The sequence below is a fragment of the Desulfothermus sp. genome (assembly GCF_053993635.1).
Map to the genome: position 1 here is coordinate 1 of NZ_JBMYBT010000067.1, position 16,608 is coordinate 16,608.

The window sequence follows — 16,608 nt, forward strand, 5'->3', positions numbered from 1 at the left end:
TTTTTTATATATCTGTCGGTAATCCGACATCATGTCCGAAAATCCGATATTAATGTTTGATGTTATATTTTTTTAGCAAATCATATAAGGTTGAGCGGGGGATGTTTAAATCCTTTGCTGCTCCGCTTATCTGTCCTTTGTTTCTTTTTAAAGCAGTTTTTAACCACAATTTATCTAATTCTGCGCGTGCTTTGGGTAGGTCATATCCTTCCATAACTGGGATGTGAGAAAGTGATTTTGTATCATCTAATCCTAAATGTATTAAACGGATCTCTTTTCCTTCTGCCAGGATAAGCGCTCGGGAGATTACGTGTTTTAGTTCTCGCACATTGCCTGGATAAGAATATCTTAAAAGTGCATCTTCTGCCTCTTTACTTAAAACAGGGATATATTTTAAACCAAATTCTTTTGATAGCTGTTTTAAAAAATATTTTGCAAGAGGGATAATGTCTTGTTTTCTTTCCCTAAGTGGAGGAATGATTAAATTTACTTGATTTAGTCGATAATAAAGATCCAGGCGAAATTTTCCCCTCTCTACCTCTTTATTTAAATCGCGGTTAGTAGCTGCAACAATCCGAACATCTGCCTTATGAAGCTTTCCGCCTAGAGGAGTGTATTCCTTTGTTTCTAAAAAACGCAAAAGTTTTGCCTGCATCTCTATAGAGATCTCACCAATTTCATCTAAAAACAGGGTGCCACCCTCTGCTTGAGCAATCTTACCAACTATTTTTTTCACAGCCCCAGTGTATGCCCCTTTTTCAGCACCAAAAAGTTCGGCTTCACCAAGGTTGATGGGTATAGCAGCACAATCAACAGCTAGAAATGGTTTATTTGCCCTATCACTTAATGCATGGATGAGTTTTGCAATCACCTCCTTACCTGTGCCGCTTTCTCCCTGAATTAAACAGGTCACATTTAAAGGTGCTAATTTTTCAACCTGTCTGATTAAGGCCCGCATCTTGGGAGATTCTGCAATTATGGGAATGGGAAGATGTATGAGTTTGCTTTCTTCTAAATAATCTTTTTCCAGATTTTGTCTATATAATGCCCTTTGTATGAGGGTGAAAAGGGTTGTTTCTTCAACTGGCTTGCTTAGAAAATCATAGGCACCTTTAGACAGGGCCTCTTTTGCATTTTCAGGAGTATCATGACCTGTTAAAACAATGACCTTATTTAAAGGATTAATTTCTAAAAATTTTGACAGGAGTTTTAGTCCTACTTCTGGTGACTCAGGGAAAGGAGGAAGGGCAAGATCCAGCAGAATGATTAAAGGAGATAAGCTCTGAGCAATCTTAACAGCCTTTTCTTCATTTTGGGCAATTTTAACCTCGTATTTTTCTTTTAATAGAAACTTTAGATGTCTTGCCATTACCTCATCGTCTTCTACCACAATGACCTTATTTTTTAAACCAGACATAGAAAATACTCCCTTTATCTCTATTTGGCTCATACCATATTGTATTTCCAACCCTTTCTAAAAGCACCTTTGCCTGATACAGGCCTAAACCAGTGCCTTTAGGTTTAGTGGTAAAAAAAGGGGTAAACAATTTTTTTCTATCCTTAAGTTTAATTCCTGAGCCATTGTCCTCAACCTTTAATAAATAGCCATTGTCTTGGGATGTCAATTTAACTATTATTTTAGTAGCCCCTGCCTGATATGCATTAAAAAACAGATTTTCCAATATCTGATATAATAAATCAGGATCTATTTTAATGTTAGCTTTTTTTAAAGAAGTAAAAAAGCTGATGTTAACTCTAGGTATTACATGTTGCAATTTATGCACACTCTCTTTTAGAAAAAAAACAAGGTCAATGGTCTCAAGATGTAATTTTAAGGGATGAAATATATTAAGACGTTTAATTATCCTTTCAGCACGAATCTTTGCCTGCTCTAAAGAAGGTGCTAAGAGTTCTTCTACAAATGATTGAACGTCATCTTGTGCCTTGGCCTTTTGATAATTTTTTTCTAAAAGGTTTAGGAGTTGAGCAAGATTTTTGGCATCGTGGAGAATAAAGGCCGTTGCTTGTGAAAAAATCATCAATTTTTGTCTTTGTTCTTGTTTTTCTTTTTCCTGGAAATAATGAATGAGAAAGCCCATTGTGCTTGACCAAAATTGTATAAGCTCTTTTTGTTCCATGGTAAATTTTTTTATTGGGTTAATATAAAGATAACCCATTACATTTGTCTCTGCCTGCAATGGAATAGCATTTATAGGTATATTTTTTAAAATTTCTGGCATAGCTGCATTTAATGGAAATTTTGTTTCAAGGATGTATTGGTGTCCTTTGTGAACGTATAATCCTACAAAACTTACAGGTAGTTTTTCATATATGTGGAGAATAAATTCTTTTTGCCAATTATGTTTATTAATTACACTTAGGAAGAATTTCACCTCTAGTGCATAGTCCTGTGCAGGTAAATAAAAATGGTGGTAAATCCTCTGTTTTAGGCCCTTTAAAAATTTGGAAGGAAGGATAAATATACAAACCAAAATAAAAAAAATAAGAAAAAGAAGGATTTCAATATATGGCATTTTAAGAGGAAAATATAGTTGAGTAAAAATATCTACACCGATAATAATCATTAGACCTATTAAAAATGCAATGGTAAAGGTAAATCTAATAACGACAATTGGTGATGGGTGAAAATTGATATTAAAAAAAGCACCTTTTTTTAGTAAAAAATAACTAGATAGAGTGCACAGAAGGATAAAAGAAATAAGGAGATGGGAAATAAAGATAGGCACTTTATCAATTGTGATACCTTGATGATAAATTAAAAAAATAAGGGCCATCCAGCCAAAACATGTTCCTAAAAAAAATATTTTTTCTTGAAGAGAAAAATAATAGTTCCGTGATATTTCTTCTAAGCTAATAAGAAATAGAGTTGAAATCGCAAGAAGTAAAATTGAGGTGGAAGTGTTCCAGCGAAGGTTCAAAAATATCTCTTGAGCTTTAATACTAATTTGCATTTGAAAGGGAAAACATAGAAGTAAAGGCACACCAAAGATAGCAGTAAGTAAAGAAAGGATTAGAGACAAACGATAGTGGATTTTTTTTAGGAGAAAGATATTGAATAAAATTAAGACGATAAAGCTGCTTATAATAAAAAAAAGTCCTAACTTTAGACACAAGAAGGAGTTTTGTGTAAAACAAAAACTTCCAACACAGAGCAGAAGTATATAGCCGGCAAATAATAAACTCTCGGTTTTTAGACCTCTACCTAAAATCAGAAAAAATATAGGTAAAACCAAAAAAATCAAGATTCTTACAATTACATCCATAAAAACAACACCTGGAAACATTGAACTTAGAACGTTAAATCAAGAGATTAAAACTTGCAACCATATATTAGCCTTGATAAATCCTTTAAAACAGACGTCTTGTGACGTCAATTAAACCTCTGTCTTTTGCTTATCTCCATATTTTTACTTGAATTTGCCAAAAAAAGACATTAGATTATTATATTATTTAATAAGTTTTTTCTTTAGTTGAAAATTTTTAATCAATATATTGATTGAATCAATTTGAGAAGGATTTTTTTTTGAGTTTTTTGAGAAGGATTTTTTGTTAAATAGGGAGTTAAAGGAATGGGTAATAAGGGCAAGATTCTTGTGGTTGATGATGAAGATAGTTTGAGGGAAATCTGTAAAGAGGCTTTACTTGAACATGGATATGAAGTGGTTGAGGCAAAAAATGGAAAAGAAGCCATAGAATGTTTAAAAAATGATAAGGATATTGATATAGTACTCTCTGACTTAAATATGCCTGAGATGGATGGGATGGCCCTTATTGAATATATTAATCGATATAATTTTGATGTTGAACTTGTTGTTATGACTGGTTTTGGAACCATAGAAACTGCTGTGGAAGTAATGAAAAAGGGGGCCTTAGACTATATCCCCAAGCCTTTTTATTTAAATCATCTTCTTGTCAAGATTGACAGCGCAATACAGCGGAGACAGGAGAAAAAGCAAAGGGAGAGGTTAAATAAGCTGGTACAGATACTGAAATTAAATAGAGATCTAAATGCCAAATTGAACTTAAGTGCCCTTTTAAATGAATTTTTATTCCATGTAGAGAGGACATTTTCTCCAGACGGTACAGCTATTTTTTTAAAGGAAAATCACACTTATAGCCCCTCCAGAATAAGAGGTGAGTTTAAAAAAAATCCCGTATTGATAAAAAAAATAAAAGAGATTGCTGAGTATTTGATTAATAAAGGGGGCAGAAGTCTATTATATGTCCCTGAAAAGATAGAGGATGAAGATTTAATGACAAGTGGAAAGCTCGCAGATATTTCCAAGCAGCTTATGATTTGTCCTCTAATTAGTAAATCTGGAATCATTGGAGCAGTATGTCTTATTAGGCAATTAGATTCTCTTACTTTTAATTTTGACGATCTTCAACTCCTTAGTGTATTTTCTTCGCAAACAGCCGCCATTCTAGAAAATGCCCAGCTTTATGGGCGGGTTTTAGAAATGAATAGGGAGATAATAAGGTCTCTGGCAAAGGCGGTGGAAGCAAAGGATTCCTATACCAAGGGTCATTCTGATCAAGTTGCGTATTATGCAGTAAAGCTGGGGCGAAAATTGGGACTGAATTCAGATGAATTAGATAAATTGTACTGGGCCGGAATAGTCCATGATGTAGGGAAAATTGGTATTCCTGATAATATTTTAAATAAGCCAGGAAAATTAACAGATGAAGAATTTAAAATTATGAAGAGGCATCCAGTTATAGGTAAGGAAATTTTATCTCAGATTGAAAGTTTAAAAGACATAATGCCCATTATACATCACCACCACGAGAGAATAGACGGAAGAGGTTATCCTGAGAAAATAAAGGGTGAAGAAATACCATTTTTGGCCAGGATAATAAGCGTAGTAGATGCATATGACGCTATGACTTCTGATAGGGCCTACAGAGATGCCATGTCACCTTCAAAAGCCGCCTTAATTTTAGAATCTGGGGCAGGTACCCAGTGGGAAGCAGAGTTAGTAGATAATTGGTTAAGGGTTTTAAAACAAGAAAGAAAAATTTAATATTTTAGGAGATGATATATTATGAATAAGGTAAAGGTGTTGGTAGTTGATGATTCTGCTTTTATGAGAAAGGCAATTAGTGGAATGCTTGAAAAGGATCCCATGATAGAGGTTGTGGGTACTGCAAGGGATGGCGAGGAAGCCCTAGAAAAGATAAAAACCCTAGACCCTGATGTGGTTACGCTTGATATTGAAATGCCTAAAATGGATGGTTTAACTGCATTAAGACATATAATGATGGAGTGTCCACGACCAGTTATAATGGTTAGTTCCTTAACTCAAGAAGGGGCAGATGCAACCTTTAAGGCCTTAGAATTGGGAGCAGTTGATTATATACCCAAACAACTTTCAAAGGTTTCACTTGAAATTGTAAAAATAGAAAAGGAACTACAAGAAAAGGTAAAGAGTGTTGCCAAGAAAAAAGGCAAGTTAAAGGTAAAGCGAAAGAAAACACTGGAAAAGAGCGTGGATACAGTCCAATTTAAAGGGAAAATACAAAAAAGGGATCTGGTTGGTATAGGAGTGTCAACGGGGGGACCAATGGCTGTTCAGCAGGTCCTAACTAAGCTACCAGCTGACTTCCCTGCCCCTATTTTAATTGCCCAACATATGCCTGAAGCGTTTACAGGTCCTTTTGCTAAAAGGCTCAATGAGATTTGTAAGATTTCTGTTAAAGAAGCAGAAAATGGTGAGGTGGTAAAGGTTGGTGTTGCATATGTTGCAAGGGGTGGGCACCATTTGAGAATGGTTCAAAAGGTGAGCAGGATAGAGTTAGAAGTGAGTAAAGAGCCTAAGGATGCCTTATATAAACCATCAGTTAATGAATTAATGCATTCCATTGCCGCTGGTGTTGGGAAGAGAGGACTTGGGGTGATTTTAACAGGTATGGGTAATGACGGTTTAAAAGGAATAGAAGCCCTTAAAAAAAAGGGCGGAAGGGCTATTGCCCAGAGTGAAAAAACTTGTGTTGTGTATGGAATGCCGAGGGCCATAGTTGATGCCAATCTTGCAGATGAAGTGGTAGATATAGAGGATATGGCAGAGGCAATAATTAGAAATTTGTATTTATAAAAAAAATGTAAAAGAAAAGATGATGGAAGAATGTAAAACTTATATTGAAAAATTAAATTCAGAAGACCCATCTGTAATCAGAGAGATGTGTTTTAGAATAGGGGAAGATGGGTGTGTTGAAGGTATTCCCCATCTAGTTGAGTTATTGAAACATGAGGATATTGGAGTCCAGGAGGCAGCAGAATTATCTATCAGGAAATTGGGTGGTGAGGAGGCGGTTGAGGCCCTTATCCCACTTTTTTGGGAAGAGAGTCCTGCTATTAGAAATGTTGCAATAGATATATTGCGTGATATTGGCTTCCAGGGATTGGATATTCTTTTGGACCTTCTTTATGAGGAAGACCCAGACATTAGAATATTTGTAGTGGACATTTTGGGATATACAAAAAGCGTGCTGGCAGCTCGTGCCTTGTGTGAGATACTTCTAAGCGATCCTGATCCAAATGTAAGGTCGCAAGCTGCTGTCAGTTTAGGAGAGCTTGGTTTTCTTGAATCGGTTTCGTGCCTTGAGAAGGCCTTAGACGACGAAGAATGGGTAAAATTTTCTGCCATAGAGGCATTAAAAAAGATAGGAAGTGAGTCATCGGCAGAGATACTTATTAATTATTTAGGCAAAGGCTCTGATTTAATTGATGCTGCTATAATAGATGCCCTTGCAGAGATGGGGAAAGTTAGAATAGTCCCTATTTTAATAAATAAGTTAAATACAGATAACTTACCTTTAAGAAATAAAGTGATTCAGGCCTTGGTGAATCTACTTGGGCACAGGACATTAGAACTTTTAGATGATGATCAAAAAGAAAAATTTAAACACTATTTACTTGAAGCCCTCTCAGACGAGGACAGAGATGTACAGCGAGCTGCACTTAAGGGTCTTTCATATATAAAAGGGGAAGATGCATCAAATGCAATATTTGAGTATGGTTTGACTTTAGATGAGGAAAATGATGCTGAATTATTAGAAGAGGTGGAATCAATTTTAACAGAACTTGGAGTTTCAAAAGGTTTAATTGAAGGGGTCTATTCCAAGGAAGAGAAAAGGGTCAGATTTGCAATCAGACTTTTATGTCAAATGGATGATGAAAGGGCATATAAAGAATTAACTCGGGTATTTTGGGAACTGGATAGGGATTTTCAAAGGGAAATTGCTTTTGCGCTTAGTCAAAAAGAACATCCGTTATTAAAAAATTTTTTTCTAAGGATTTTAAAAGAACATAAAGATGGTAAGGTTATAAAGTGTGGACTCAATTTTTTTGGGGAAAAGTTTAGGAGTGAAGAGGCTGAGAAAGAAATTATTCGGTTTTTAGACCATCCATATGATGATGTAAAAGAGGTGGCTTTACACGCAGCTATATCCATTGGATCTGAGTCTATAAAACAAGAATTTATGCGAATGTTACAAGATGATGATCCTGTGAAGAGATTTATGGCAATATATGCATTTGGAAGTTTGGGGGACAAAAGATTTCTGCCTTTCATAAAAAAGGCCTTTAATGATGGGGTGGAAGATGTGAGAAAAGTAGCAGTTGAGGCTTATGCCCAATGTGCTGAAACAGAAGAGGATATTATAGAGTCACTTGCTCCAATGTTAAGAGATGAGTCCAGGGATGTCAGAATAGCAGTGCTTGATGTGTTTTCTGAGGTTAAATTAAAAGATAAGGTAAGGGAGTTAGTGCTCCCTATGCTTAAAGACAGAGATGATTGGGTGCAGATTAGAGCAGTTGAAATCCTTGGCAAGATAAAAGATGGTGTAGAGCCATCTGTGTTAGAGCCTCTACTTAAAAGTGAAAATAATCTACTCAAGATAAAGACATTGGAGGCCCTTGATAACATTGGTGGTCAGCAGGTTACCAAGATATTTATAGATCTTTTAAAAAGGGAAGAGGATCCAGAAGTTCAACATACCATTGAAAGGATGCTTTCTAAAAAATGAGGATACAATAGATATGGTGTTTTTGACCAAGACCACTACTCTTCGTAAAGATTATAAAATCACTGACGAGGAATTTAAACTTTTAAGGGATTTTATTTACAATCAAACGGGAATTTATATAGCAGATAACAGGAAATATCTCCTTGAGACAAGGCTTAGAAACAGACTTAAAGAACGAGGACTGAGTTCATTTTCTGAATATTATTATTTTTTGAAATATGACCCTGAGAGAAGAAAAGAACTGGAGAAACTCTATTCTGTTATTACCACAAATGAGACTTGTTTTTTTAGAAATCCACCACAATTAAAAGTTTTTCAAGAAATAATTCTGCCTGAAATAATTGAGCGGCAAAAAATATCTAAGAGATTGAGGATATGGTCTGCAGGATGTTCCACAGGCGAAGAGCCGTATACAATTTCCATAATCCTCCATGAGGTGTTAAAACAACAGATTAAGAATTGGAATATAAAAATAACAGCCAATGATATTTCCAGTGATGTTCTCATGGCGGCAAAAAGGGGGATTTATGGAGAATACTCTCTTAGGACAACTCCTGAATCTATCAAGACAAAATATTTTGAAAAGATTTCTGAAGGGAGGTATAAGATAAAAAAGGAGATTCAAGAATTGGTTGATTTTAAGCAGATAAATCTGGTAGATGGTCTTCAAATAAAACAGATTGATAAGTCTCAAGTGGTCTTTTGCAGGAATGTTATTATTTATTTTGACGAGGCGGCCAAAAAAAAGGTGATAAATTATATATATGATAATTTGGAAGAAGGAGGCTATTTATTTTTAGGACATTCGGAATCTTTACACAACCTATCTAGGGCCTTTGTTCCCAAATACTATCCTGGTTCAATTGTTTATAAGAAGGGGGATCGTAAGTGGAGGAAATAAAAGATAGGAGAGAATTTAAGAGATTGAATAAAGAACTTAGGGTAGAGGTAAGAAAATTTGTATATCCTGTAAAGAGTCAACGGGTTATCAAAACCAGATGTTTAAACATAAGTCCTGGCGGTATTTTGCTGGATATGCCAGAAAAATTCAATGTGGGAGATAAGGTTCAATTAACTCTGTATGTTCCAGGGCTAAATAGATATCATCCTAGCTTTTTTAAGGTCTTTGAAAGCTCTTTAAATCAGTCTTTGGTTGCGGTTGCAGAGGTGGTCCGGATTGAACTCAAAGGGGGAAGTTATAAGGTAGGGATAAAATTTTTAAATATATATGAAGATGATTGGAAGGCACTATATAACCTTCTTATGAAAGAACTCAGGAGATAAATGGTACATTTCCATACAAATGTTTTGGCAATAGCAAATCAAAAAGGCGGTGTTGGAAAGACTACTACAGCCCTTAATCTGGGCGCAGCTTTAGTTATTTTGGGAAAAAAGACACTGGTAATGGATTTAGATCCCCATGCTTCGGCAACAATTCATCTGGCCTATTATCCTGAAAACATAACCATAAGTGTACTGGATATTTTTTTACGGGAAGAAGTTGATTGGGATTTTTTGAATTCTGTAATAAAGAGGGATAAACGGCATTTTTTTGATTTTATACCTGGATCTATAAAGCTTTCTATAGTGGAGTCCGAATTAAAAGAAAAACCAGGTAAAGGACTTATTTTAAAAAATGTAATAGCAAAACTAAAAGAACAATACGAATATATTATTTTAGATTGTCCGCCAAATTTTGGTATTATTCTTATTAATGCATTAGTTGCATCAACATTAACTGTTATACCTATACAGGCAGAATTTTTGGCATTACATGGTTTGAAACTCACTTTTGATACCATAAGGATGTTAAATAAAGTGTTATCCCATACTATACAATATAAGGCCCTAGCGACAATGTTTGATCAAAGGGTCGGTGCTTGTAAGCGGGTGGTTGAAGTCCTCAAGCAAAATTTAAAAGACCGATTTTTTGAAACAATAATCTCTATTGATACCAAGTTTAGAGAGGCTAGTGCCAAAGGTGAGATTATCTATAATCTTTATCCAAATAGCAGAGGAGCAAAGCAGTACTTGCAACTTGCAAGGGAAATAGAAAAAATGGGGAAATAATATTATGGAAAGAAAAACTCCTGAACAATACCTTAAAGAGCATGTAATATTACCAGAAGAGGCGGATAAAAAAGGAAGTTATAGTTCTTATGAATTGGAATTTATAAAAAGATATCTCGGTGAGAAAACTCCTCCTGTACTAGATGTACATGGTCAAAAGATAACTCATCCATCAGAGCAAGTAGAACAAGATATTAGATCACTTAAGGAAGTTCAATTAGTTGGTTTTGAGATAGGAGATAGAGAAATTGCCTTTCCAATAAACCATGTCCAAGAAGTTATTAAAATGGTGAGCTACACTAGTTTGCCATCTTCTCCACCTAATGTGGTTGGTGTAATTAACTTGAGAAATAATATTGTGCCTCTTCTTGATGTGTATCCATTGATTTGTGATAGGGCAATGAATATTGAGGACTATAAATTTATTGTTATTTGCAATTTTAAGGAATTTAAAATAGGTGTGTTAGTTGAAAGGATAACTACAATGCACAAGGTGCTTCAAGAAAATCTTGAATGGAATATTGATGTGCAAATAGGTGCCAGCGGTGTTGTTATGGGGCTCATCAAAAAAGACGAGAAATTAATTGGTATTATGGATATAAAGAAATTAGTTGAAATAGTGATGGGATAGAGAAGGTTTTTATGTTTGAAGGAAGACTTGCAAAAACAAACCAAAATATTTATATATTTGGTAAATGTTTAAAGCTAAAATTTGTTAAAGAAGGGATATTATGGATTCAAAAAAAGCAATTTTGATTATTGACGATTCCAAGACTGTCCGTAATCTTGTTTCCTTTGTAATCAAAAAGGCTGGATTTAAAGTTATTACTGCAGAAGATGGGCTTGATGGTCTTGAGAAACTCTACTCTAATCCAGAAATTGTTCTGATAGTTAGTGATGTTAATATGCCCAGGATGGATGGACTTACCTTTATAAAAAATATAAGGGAGCAGGACTCCTTCAGAGATTTACCGATTATAATTCTAAGCACAGAAGGTGAAGAAAAAGATATCCAGGCAGGTCTGGAGGTTGGTGCAGATATTTATATGGTAAAACCAGCACAACCAAATAAACTCTTAAAGAATATAAATATGCTGCTTGGAAAAAAGAAATAAAATTATAGGGGATATGGGCCATGACAGATCAAGAAGTCTTGATGGATTTTATAGCCGAGGCAAGGGAACACCTGGAAACAATAGAACCAAATTTATTAGAACTGGAGAAAAATCCAGATGATTTTAGTTTGATAGATGAGATTTTCAGGCCAATGCATTCCCTAAAAGGGGCGTCTGGGTTCCTTAATTTAAAAAAGATGAATAAACTGGCCCATAAGGCAGAGAATATTTTGGATGAAATGAGAAAGGGGAATTTAAAAAATACCCCTGAAATTATGGATGTAATCCTGGAAGCTACAGATGCACTACGGCAGATGCTGGATAATTTAGAGGAGAGTGGTGAAGAAGGGGATGTTGAAATTGACTCGATTATTGATACCATTGAAAGTCTGTTAAAAGGCGAAACACCTAGTCCATCAGTTGAAGAAACAGAGGTCTCTGAAAAAGGAGCTGAAGGAGAAGACAAAGGATATTTGCTCACAATTAATAGTCCTGAACACTTGAGTGATTTTTTGGAAGAAGTTGAAGACAATATAGAAAATTTAAATAAACTTTTGGTGGATATTGAAAAAGAACCTGATAGAAGTGAAGAGATTATTCAAGATATTTTTAGATACTTTCATAACTTAAAAGGTAACAGTGGGCTTATAGGGTATAAGGAATTTTATGAATTAACCCACAAGGCAGAGAGTTTACTCAATTATTTCAGACAAAATAAGGAAAAAATTCCCACTGACATTTTAGATTTACTTTTAAAAACACTGGATTTGTTAGAGGAAATGGTGGATGCAATAGACCAGGAAACAGGATTGGTAACACCTCCAGATTTAAAAGGCCTTCCCCAGGAACTGGAAAAGGCCATTTCCCGGTTAACTGGTTCTGGAGAGGAGGAAAAAGCAGAAAAAGACACCATATCAGAAGAAGAAAAGGCTTCGCAAGAAGATATCCCAGTGGATGATGAGGATCTGGCTATTTTTATTGAAACAGTGAGACAACAATTCGAGAATATAAAATTGGCCTTAACTACGTTAGAAAAAGAACCTGAAAATAGAGATTACATTGATGGACTATATAGGGCACTAAATTCTCTTAAAAATGCGTGCGAATATATGGATTTAGAAGAATGTGCTAAATATGCTTCTCAGACAGCTGTTTTGGTAGATCAGGGAAGGAATATGGAAGGGGGCTTTGATACGCTTTTGTCTATTTTATCTCAAGAGACTGAAATCTTAGAAGAGATGATAAATAAAGAGATTGAGAAGCTGAAAAAATCACAAGCAGAAAAAGAGGTAGAGCAAGAAGAAGATGAAGATGTGTCTAAAAAAGAGGAAAAAGAGGAAAAAATAGAGGAGGCTGAAGAACATAAGAAAACTGAAGACATAAAGAAGGATGTTCAAAAGAGTAAGGTTGAAAACAAGGGACAAGCAACAATAAAAAAGGTCCAAAAGACACAAAAAATAAAGACTTCTTCCACCATCAGGGTGGATCATGAAAAATTAGACCACCTTATGAATTTAATTGGAGAACTTATTATTAATAGAAACAGATTCGTAATGCTCACAAGGCAACTGGAAGAAAACAGAGACCTCTCTGAAATGATACAGGACTTTTACGAAACAACTGATGCACTGGGCAGGATTTCTGACGATTTGCAGGATACCATTATGCAGGTTAGGATGGTTCCAATTCGCACAGTATTTTCTAGATTTCCAAGACTGGTGCGGGATTTAAGCAGAAAGAGTGGAAAAAAGATTGATCTGATAATTGAGGGTGAGGATACAGAGCTGGATAAGAGCCTGGTTGAATTAGTTGGTGACCCCCTGTTACATCTTATTAGAAATGCAGTGGACCATGGACAGGAGACACCAGAAGAGAGAATAGCTGCAGGAAAGCCTGAAGTTGGTAAGGTCTGGCTCAGGGCATTTCATGAAGGAAATTCTGTTATGATAGAAGTAGAAGATGATGGTAGAGGAATTGATCCAGAGAAGATAAAGAATAAGGCAATAGAAAAGGGAATAATCACACCAGAAGATGCTGAAAAAATGGATGATAGAGAGGCAATAGAGTTGATTTTTGCCCCTGGTTTTTCCACTGCAGAAAAGGTAACAGATGTATCGGGCAGAGGCGTGGGAATGGATGTTGTGAGAAATAATATAAAAAGTTTGAACGGAAATGTGTTTGTACAGAGTGAAGTTGGGAAAGGAACTAAATTTACACTGTCTTTACCACTTACTCTTGCTATAATTGAAGCCCTTTTAGTTGAAGTTGGAAATAACACATATGCAATTCCTTTAGATGCTGTATCAGAGACCACAAAGATAGATTCCTCAAAAATTTATGAAGTGAACAGGAGGAAGACCACTACTTTAAGGGGTGAGGTGGTTGGTCTAGTGGAATTGGGTGATGTGCTTGGGGTGACAAATGGAAGTGGTGAAGAGAGAGATATTTTGCCTCTGGTTATAATTTCTGTAAATGACAGAAAGTTAGGTTTAATTGTGGATAGGCTTCTTCATCGGCAGGAAATAGTGATTAAGTCAATGGGCGAGTACCTTGGAGATATTCATGGCTTTGCTGGAGCAACCATCCTTGGGGATGGTAGGGTTATTTTGATCTTAGATCCAAATGAGCTCATGAGTATTGCCACAGCAAGTGCAAGGTAATTAATAAGTAATATCATCAAAGATAACTGGAACCCTTTTTTTTAGCTCTTCTAAAAGGGGTATCATAATTTCCCTGATCTGAGGATGTGCCCTTTTTGAACACCTAAGGCGAAATACATGACGCCATTCTCTAAAATTTGCACTCATGACAATTTCAGCCTTAAGGCTGTTTGGGAGCACAGATCTTGCCTCTTCAGGCCTGGCGCCCAGTTTTAAGAGTTCCATATAATTTTTTTCTGCCTGCTCCATTGCCTTAAGCCATATATTATATTTATTAGATCCCTCTTCAAAAAAACAGGGCTTTATCACTGTGATCTCGGACCCAAATCTATCCATCGAATAATTGGCATATCTTGTGCTTTCTTGGGAATAGGCTGCTAGTCTGTGCCTTACAAGTTCGTGGGTAACTCCCCTATCACAAATAAATTTCACTGTTAAAAAACTGTGTTCAATTACGCTTTCGTGGCCAGATTTTAATATTCTTCTTATAAATTCCTTTGCAGAATCATGGGATATTTTGTGTTCAGATTTATAACATGTCCTACCAGCAGTCTCTATTACCCTTAAAATTTCATCTGGTTCTGGAAGATAAAGAATTTCATAAGAGGGTCTTATTACTTTCATAAATGGCTCCTTTTCACATAAAGTAGACTTTAAGATATTTTTTAAAAAATTTTTATCTTTAAATGTTTATAGGCCCTTTGTGTGGCGACCCTGCCCCTAGGGGTCCTTTTTATAAATCCCAGTTGTATAAGATAAGGCTCGTAAATTTCCTCTATTGTGCGGATTTCTTCACAACATGCAGTTGCTATTGTCTTAATCCCAACAGGTCCACCTCCAAACCTTTTTATCAATATGTTTAATATCTTTCTATCCATAGAGTCCAGGCCCAATGGGTCAATATCTAACCTGTCCAATGCCCTTTTTGCTACTTCTTTTGTTATTTTTTCATCTTCTTCCACCATTGCAAAATCAATTACTCGCCTGAGCAGCCTGTTGGCAATCCTTGGTGTACCTCTGGACCTGCGTCCAATCTCCAGTGCCCCATCCCTGGTAATCTCTATCTGGAAGACCCTAGCTGATCGCTGAATTATCTTTGCAAGATCCTCTGGGGAATAAAAACTTAGTCTAAAAATTACCCCAAATCTATCCCTTAAAGGAGAGCTCAAAAGTCCAATTCTTGTGGTTGCCCCAATCAAGGTAAATGGCTCTAAGTCTATTTTTACAGTCCTTGCACCTGGTCCCTGTCCTATTACGAGATCCAATTTAAAATCTTCCATTGCAGGGTACAAGATTTCTTCCACTGCTGGGTGTAATCTATGTATTTCATCAATGAACAATATGTCATTTGTATTTAAGTTTGTCAAAATAGCAGCAAGGTCTGCTCCCCTTTCTATTACAGGTCCAGAAGAGGTTATTAAGTTTACCCCTAACTCACTTGAAATGATCCTGGCCAGGGTGGTCTTCCCAAGCCCAGGGTTCCCATATAAGAGGATGTGATCTATTGCTTGGTTTCTCTCTTTTGCTGCCTTTATAAAGACCTTTAAATTCCTTTTTAACTCTTCTTGGCCAATAAATTCATCTAAGTTCTGGGGTCTGATGTTTTCGTCCTTGATTTTATTCATGTTTTTTTGCCAGTCTTTTCAAGATATTACGTATTATTTCTTCAATTAAGAGGTCTGGTTCCTGTTCAATTTCCTGTTTTATCAAAGAGTCAACTTCTTCGTCTTTGTAGCCTAAATTTTTAAGTGCTGATAATACATCTAAGTATTTTTGATTGTCTATTCTTTTTGGTTTTATATATAAGTTATTTATTCCATGTGTTTTTTCTAATTTTTCTTTTAATTCTAAAATAATTCTTTTTGCTGTTTTTTTCCCTATTCCTGGTATCTGGGTAAGTTTAATGATGTTTTCATTAAAAATCGCTTCAATGAATTCATCTGGAGAGAGTTTAGAGAGGATATTAATCGCAGTCTTTGGGCCCAATTTTGTTACTTGAATAAGTTTATTAAAAAGATCTTTTTGCTCCATGGTCTCAAATCCGAAAAGTTCTATTGAGTCTTCTCTCACAACGGTTTTTATGTAAAGTTCAACTTGTTCTTTTTTAAGAAAATTTTTATCAATTAACATTGGTTTTGGCACTGTTACTTCATACCCCACGCCTGAAGAAGTGAGGATAATAGCCATATCTTCACTGATGAATACTATTTTCCCTTTTATATAGCCGATCATTTGTACTTCTTAAGGGTGGTTCTAATTAAATGATGGCAAATAGCAATTGCAATTGCATCACTGGCATCTTTGGGCCAGATAGGTTTTTGTCCAAGGATCTGGCCAACCATAAAGGCCACTTGATTTTTATCCGCCCTTCCTCTTCCCACTATTGTCTTTTTAATGAGTGTTGGCTCGTAAGTGTAAATGCTAACATTGTTATTTGTGCATGCAACCATTGCTGCTCCCCTGGCATGTCCAAGTATTAGTGCAGAGCGAATATTAACAGACATGAAAACATCTTCAATTGCAGCTTCTTCTGGGGAATATTTTTTTATGAGCTCCACTATTTGATTGTAGATATATGAAATTTTTTCGCTTAAATCCTGCTTCTGTTTAGGGGATATGACCCCGGTATCTATTAAGGAGAGCTTTTGTTTCTCGCCTGCGATTATACCAAATCCAGTATGTCTAATACCAGGGTCCAGTCCTAGGACTATCAT

The 16,608-nt window shown here is 35.7% G+C and carries 15 protein-coding genes; 9 read left to right on the forward strand and 6 right to left on the reverse strand.

Annotation, left to right across the window (positions count from 1 at the left end; all coding sequences use genetic code 11):
- Positions 1-49: 49 nt before the first annotated feature.
- Both ACY2V1_RS05080 and ACY2V1_RS05085 read right to left on the reverse strand, forming a co-directional pair.
- Entirely contained in the window at positions 50-1,417 is a 1,368-nt protein-coding gene (locus tag ACY2V1_RS05080) for a sigma-54-dependent transcriptional regulator (RefSeq protein WP_461833712.1), read from the reverse strand.
- Positions 1,398-2,939, reverse strand: coding sequence for a sensor histidine kinase (locus ACY2V1_RS05085; RefSeq protein WP_461833713.1), 1,542 nt, complete (start codon positions 2,937-2,939; stop codon positions 1,398-1,400). Before ACY2V1_RS05085 ends, ACY2V1_RS05080 begins: the two co-directional genes overlap by 20 nt.
- A 651-nt stretch (positions 2,940-3,590) precedes the next feature.
- Between ACY2V1_RS05085 and ACY2V1_RS05090 the strand changes: the two genes are divergently transcribed.
- The 9 genes from ACY2V1_RS05090 (at position 3,591) to ACY2V1_RS05130 (ending at position 13,894) form a co-directional block, all read left to right on the forward strand.
- Complete coding sequence (locus tag ACY2V1_RS05090) at positions 3,591-5,045, forward strand: HD domain-containing phosphohydrolase (protein WP_461833714.1); 1,455 nt, start codon at positions 3,591-3,593, stop codon at positions 5,043-5,045.
- 84 nt (positions 5,046-5,129) lie between these two features.
- Positions 5,130-6,116, forward strand: coding sequence for a protein-glutamate methylesterase/protein-glutamine glutaminase (locus ACY2V1_RS05095; protein WP_461833737.1), 987 nt, complete (start codon positions 5,130-5,132; stop codon positions 6,114-6,116).
- Positions 6,117-6,138: 22 nt separating this feature from the next.
- Entirely contained in the window at positions 6,139-8,049 is a 1,911-nt protein-coding gene (locus ACY2V1_RS05100) for a HEAT repeat domain-containing protein (RefSeq protein WP_461833715.1), read from the forward strand.
- Positions 8,050-8,062: 13 nt separating this feature from the next.
- A complete protein-coding gene (locus ACY2V1_RS05105; protein WP_461833716.1) occupies positions 8,063-8,950 on the forward strand; it encodes a CheR family methyltransferase in 888 nt (295 codons plus the stop codon).
- Positions 8,938-9,333: a PilZ domain-containing protein gene (locus ACY2V1_RS05110; protein ID WP_461833717.1), complete on the forward strand. Its 396-nt coding sequence runs from the start codon at positions 8,938-8,940 to the stop codon at positions 9,331-9,333. The genes ACY2V1_RS05105 and ACY2V1_RS05110 overlap by 13 nt, the downstream gene beginning before the upstream one ends.
- Entirely contained in the window at positions 9,334-10,119 is a 786-nt protein-coding gene (locus tag ACY2V1_RS05115) for a ParA family protein (protein ID WP_461833718.1), read from the forward strand.
- A gap of 4 nt (positions 10,120-10,123) precedes the next feature.
- Positions 10,124-10,750 (forward strand): chemotaxis protein CheW, encoded by a 627-nt coding sequence (locus tag ACY2V1_RS05120; RefSeq protein WP_461833719.1) that lies wholly within the window; start codon positions 10,124-10,126, stop codon positions 10,748-10,750.
- 100 nt (positions 10,751-10,850) lie between these two features.
- Positions 10,851-11,234, forward strand: coding sequence for a response regulator (locus ACY2V1_RS05125; protein ID WP_461833720.1), 384 nt, complete (start codon positions 10,851-10,853; stop codon positions 11,232-11,234).
- Positions 11,235-11,254: 20 nt separating this feature from the next.
- Positions 11,255-13,894 (forward strand): Hpt domain-containing protein, encoded by a 2,640-nt coding sequence (locus tag ACY2V1_RS05130; protein ID WP_461833721.1) that lies wholly within the window; start codon positions 11,255-11,257, stop codon positions 13,892-13,894.
- On the opposite strand, the gene thyX is transcribed toward ACY2V1_RS05130, so the two are convergent.
- From thyX to ruvC, 4 genes are read right to left on the reverse strand one after another with little or no spacing between them, the layout of a single operon-like run.
- Positions 13,895-14,518: an FAD-dependent thymidylate synthase gene (thyX, locus tag ACY2V1_RS05135; RefSeq protein ID WP_461833722.1), complete on the reverse strand. Its 624-nt coding sequence runs from the start codon at positions 14,516-14,518 to the stop codon at positions 13,895-13,897. It abuts the gene before it with no gap.
- 41 nt (positions 14,519-14,559) lie between these two features.
- Entirely contained in the window at positions 14,560-15,519 is a 960-nt protein-coding gene (ruvB, locus tag ACY2V1_RS05140) for a Holliday junction branch migration DNA helicase RuvB (protein WP_461833723.1), read from the reverse strand.
- Positions 15,512-16,126 (reverse strand): Holliday junction branch migration protein RuvA, encoded by a 615-nt coding sequence (gene ruvA / locus ACY2V1_RS05145; protein ID WP_461833724.1) that lies wholly within the window; start codon positions 16,124-16,126, stop codon positions 15,512-15,514. Before ruvA ends, ruvB begins: the two co-directional genes overlap by 8 nt.
- A complete protein-coding gene (gene ruvC / locus ACY2V1_RS05150) occupies positions 16,123-16,608 on the reverse strand; it encodes a crossover junction endodeoxyribonuclease RuvC (protein WP_461833725.1) in 486 nt (161 codons plus the stop codon). Before ruvC ends, ruvA begins: the two co-directional genes overlap by 4 nt.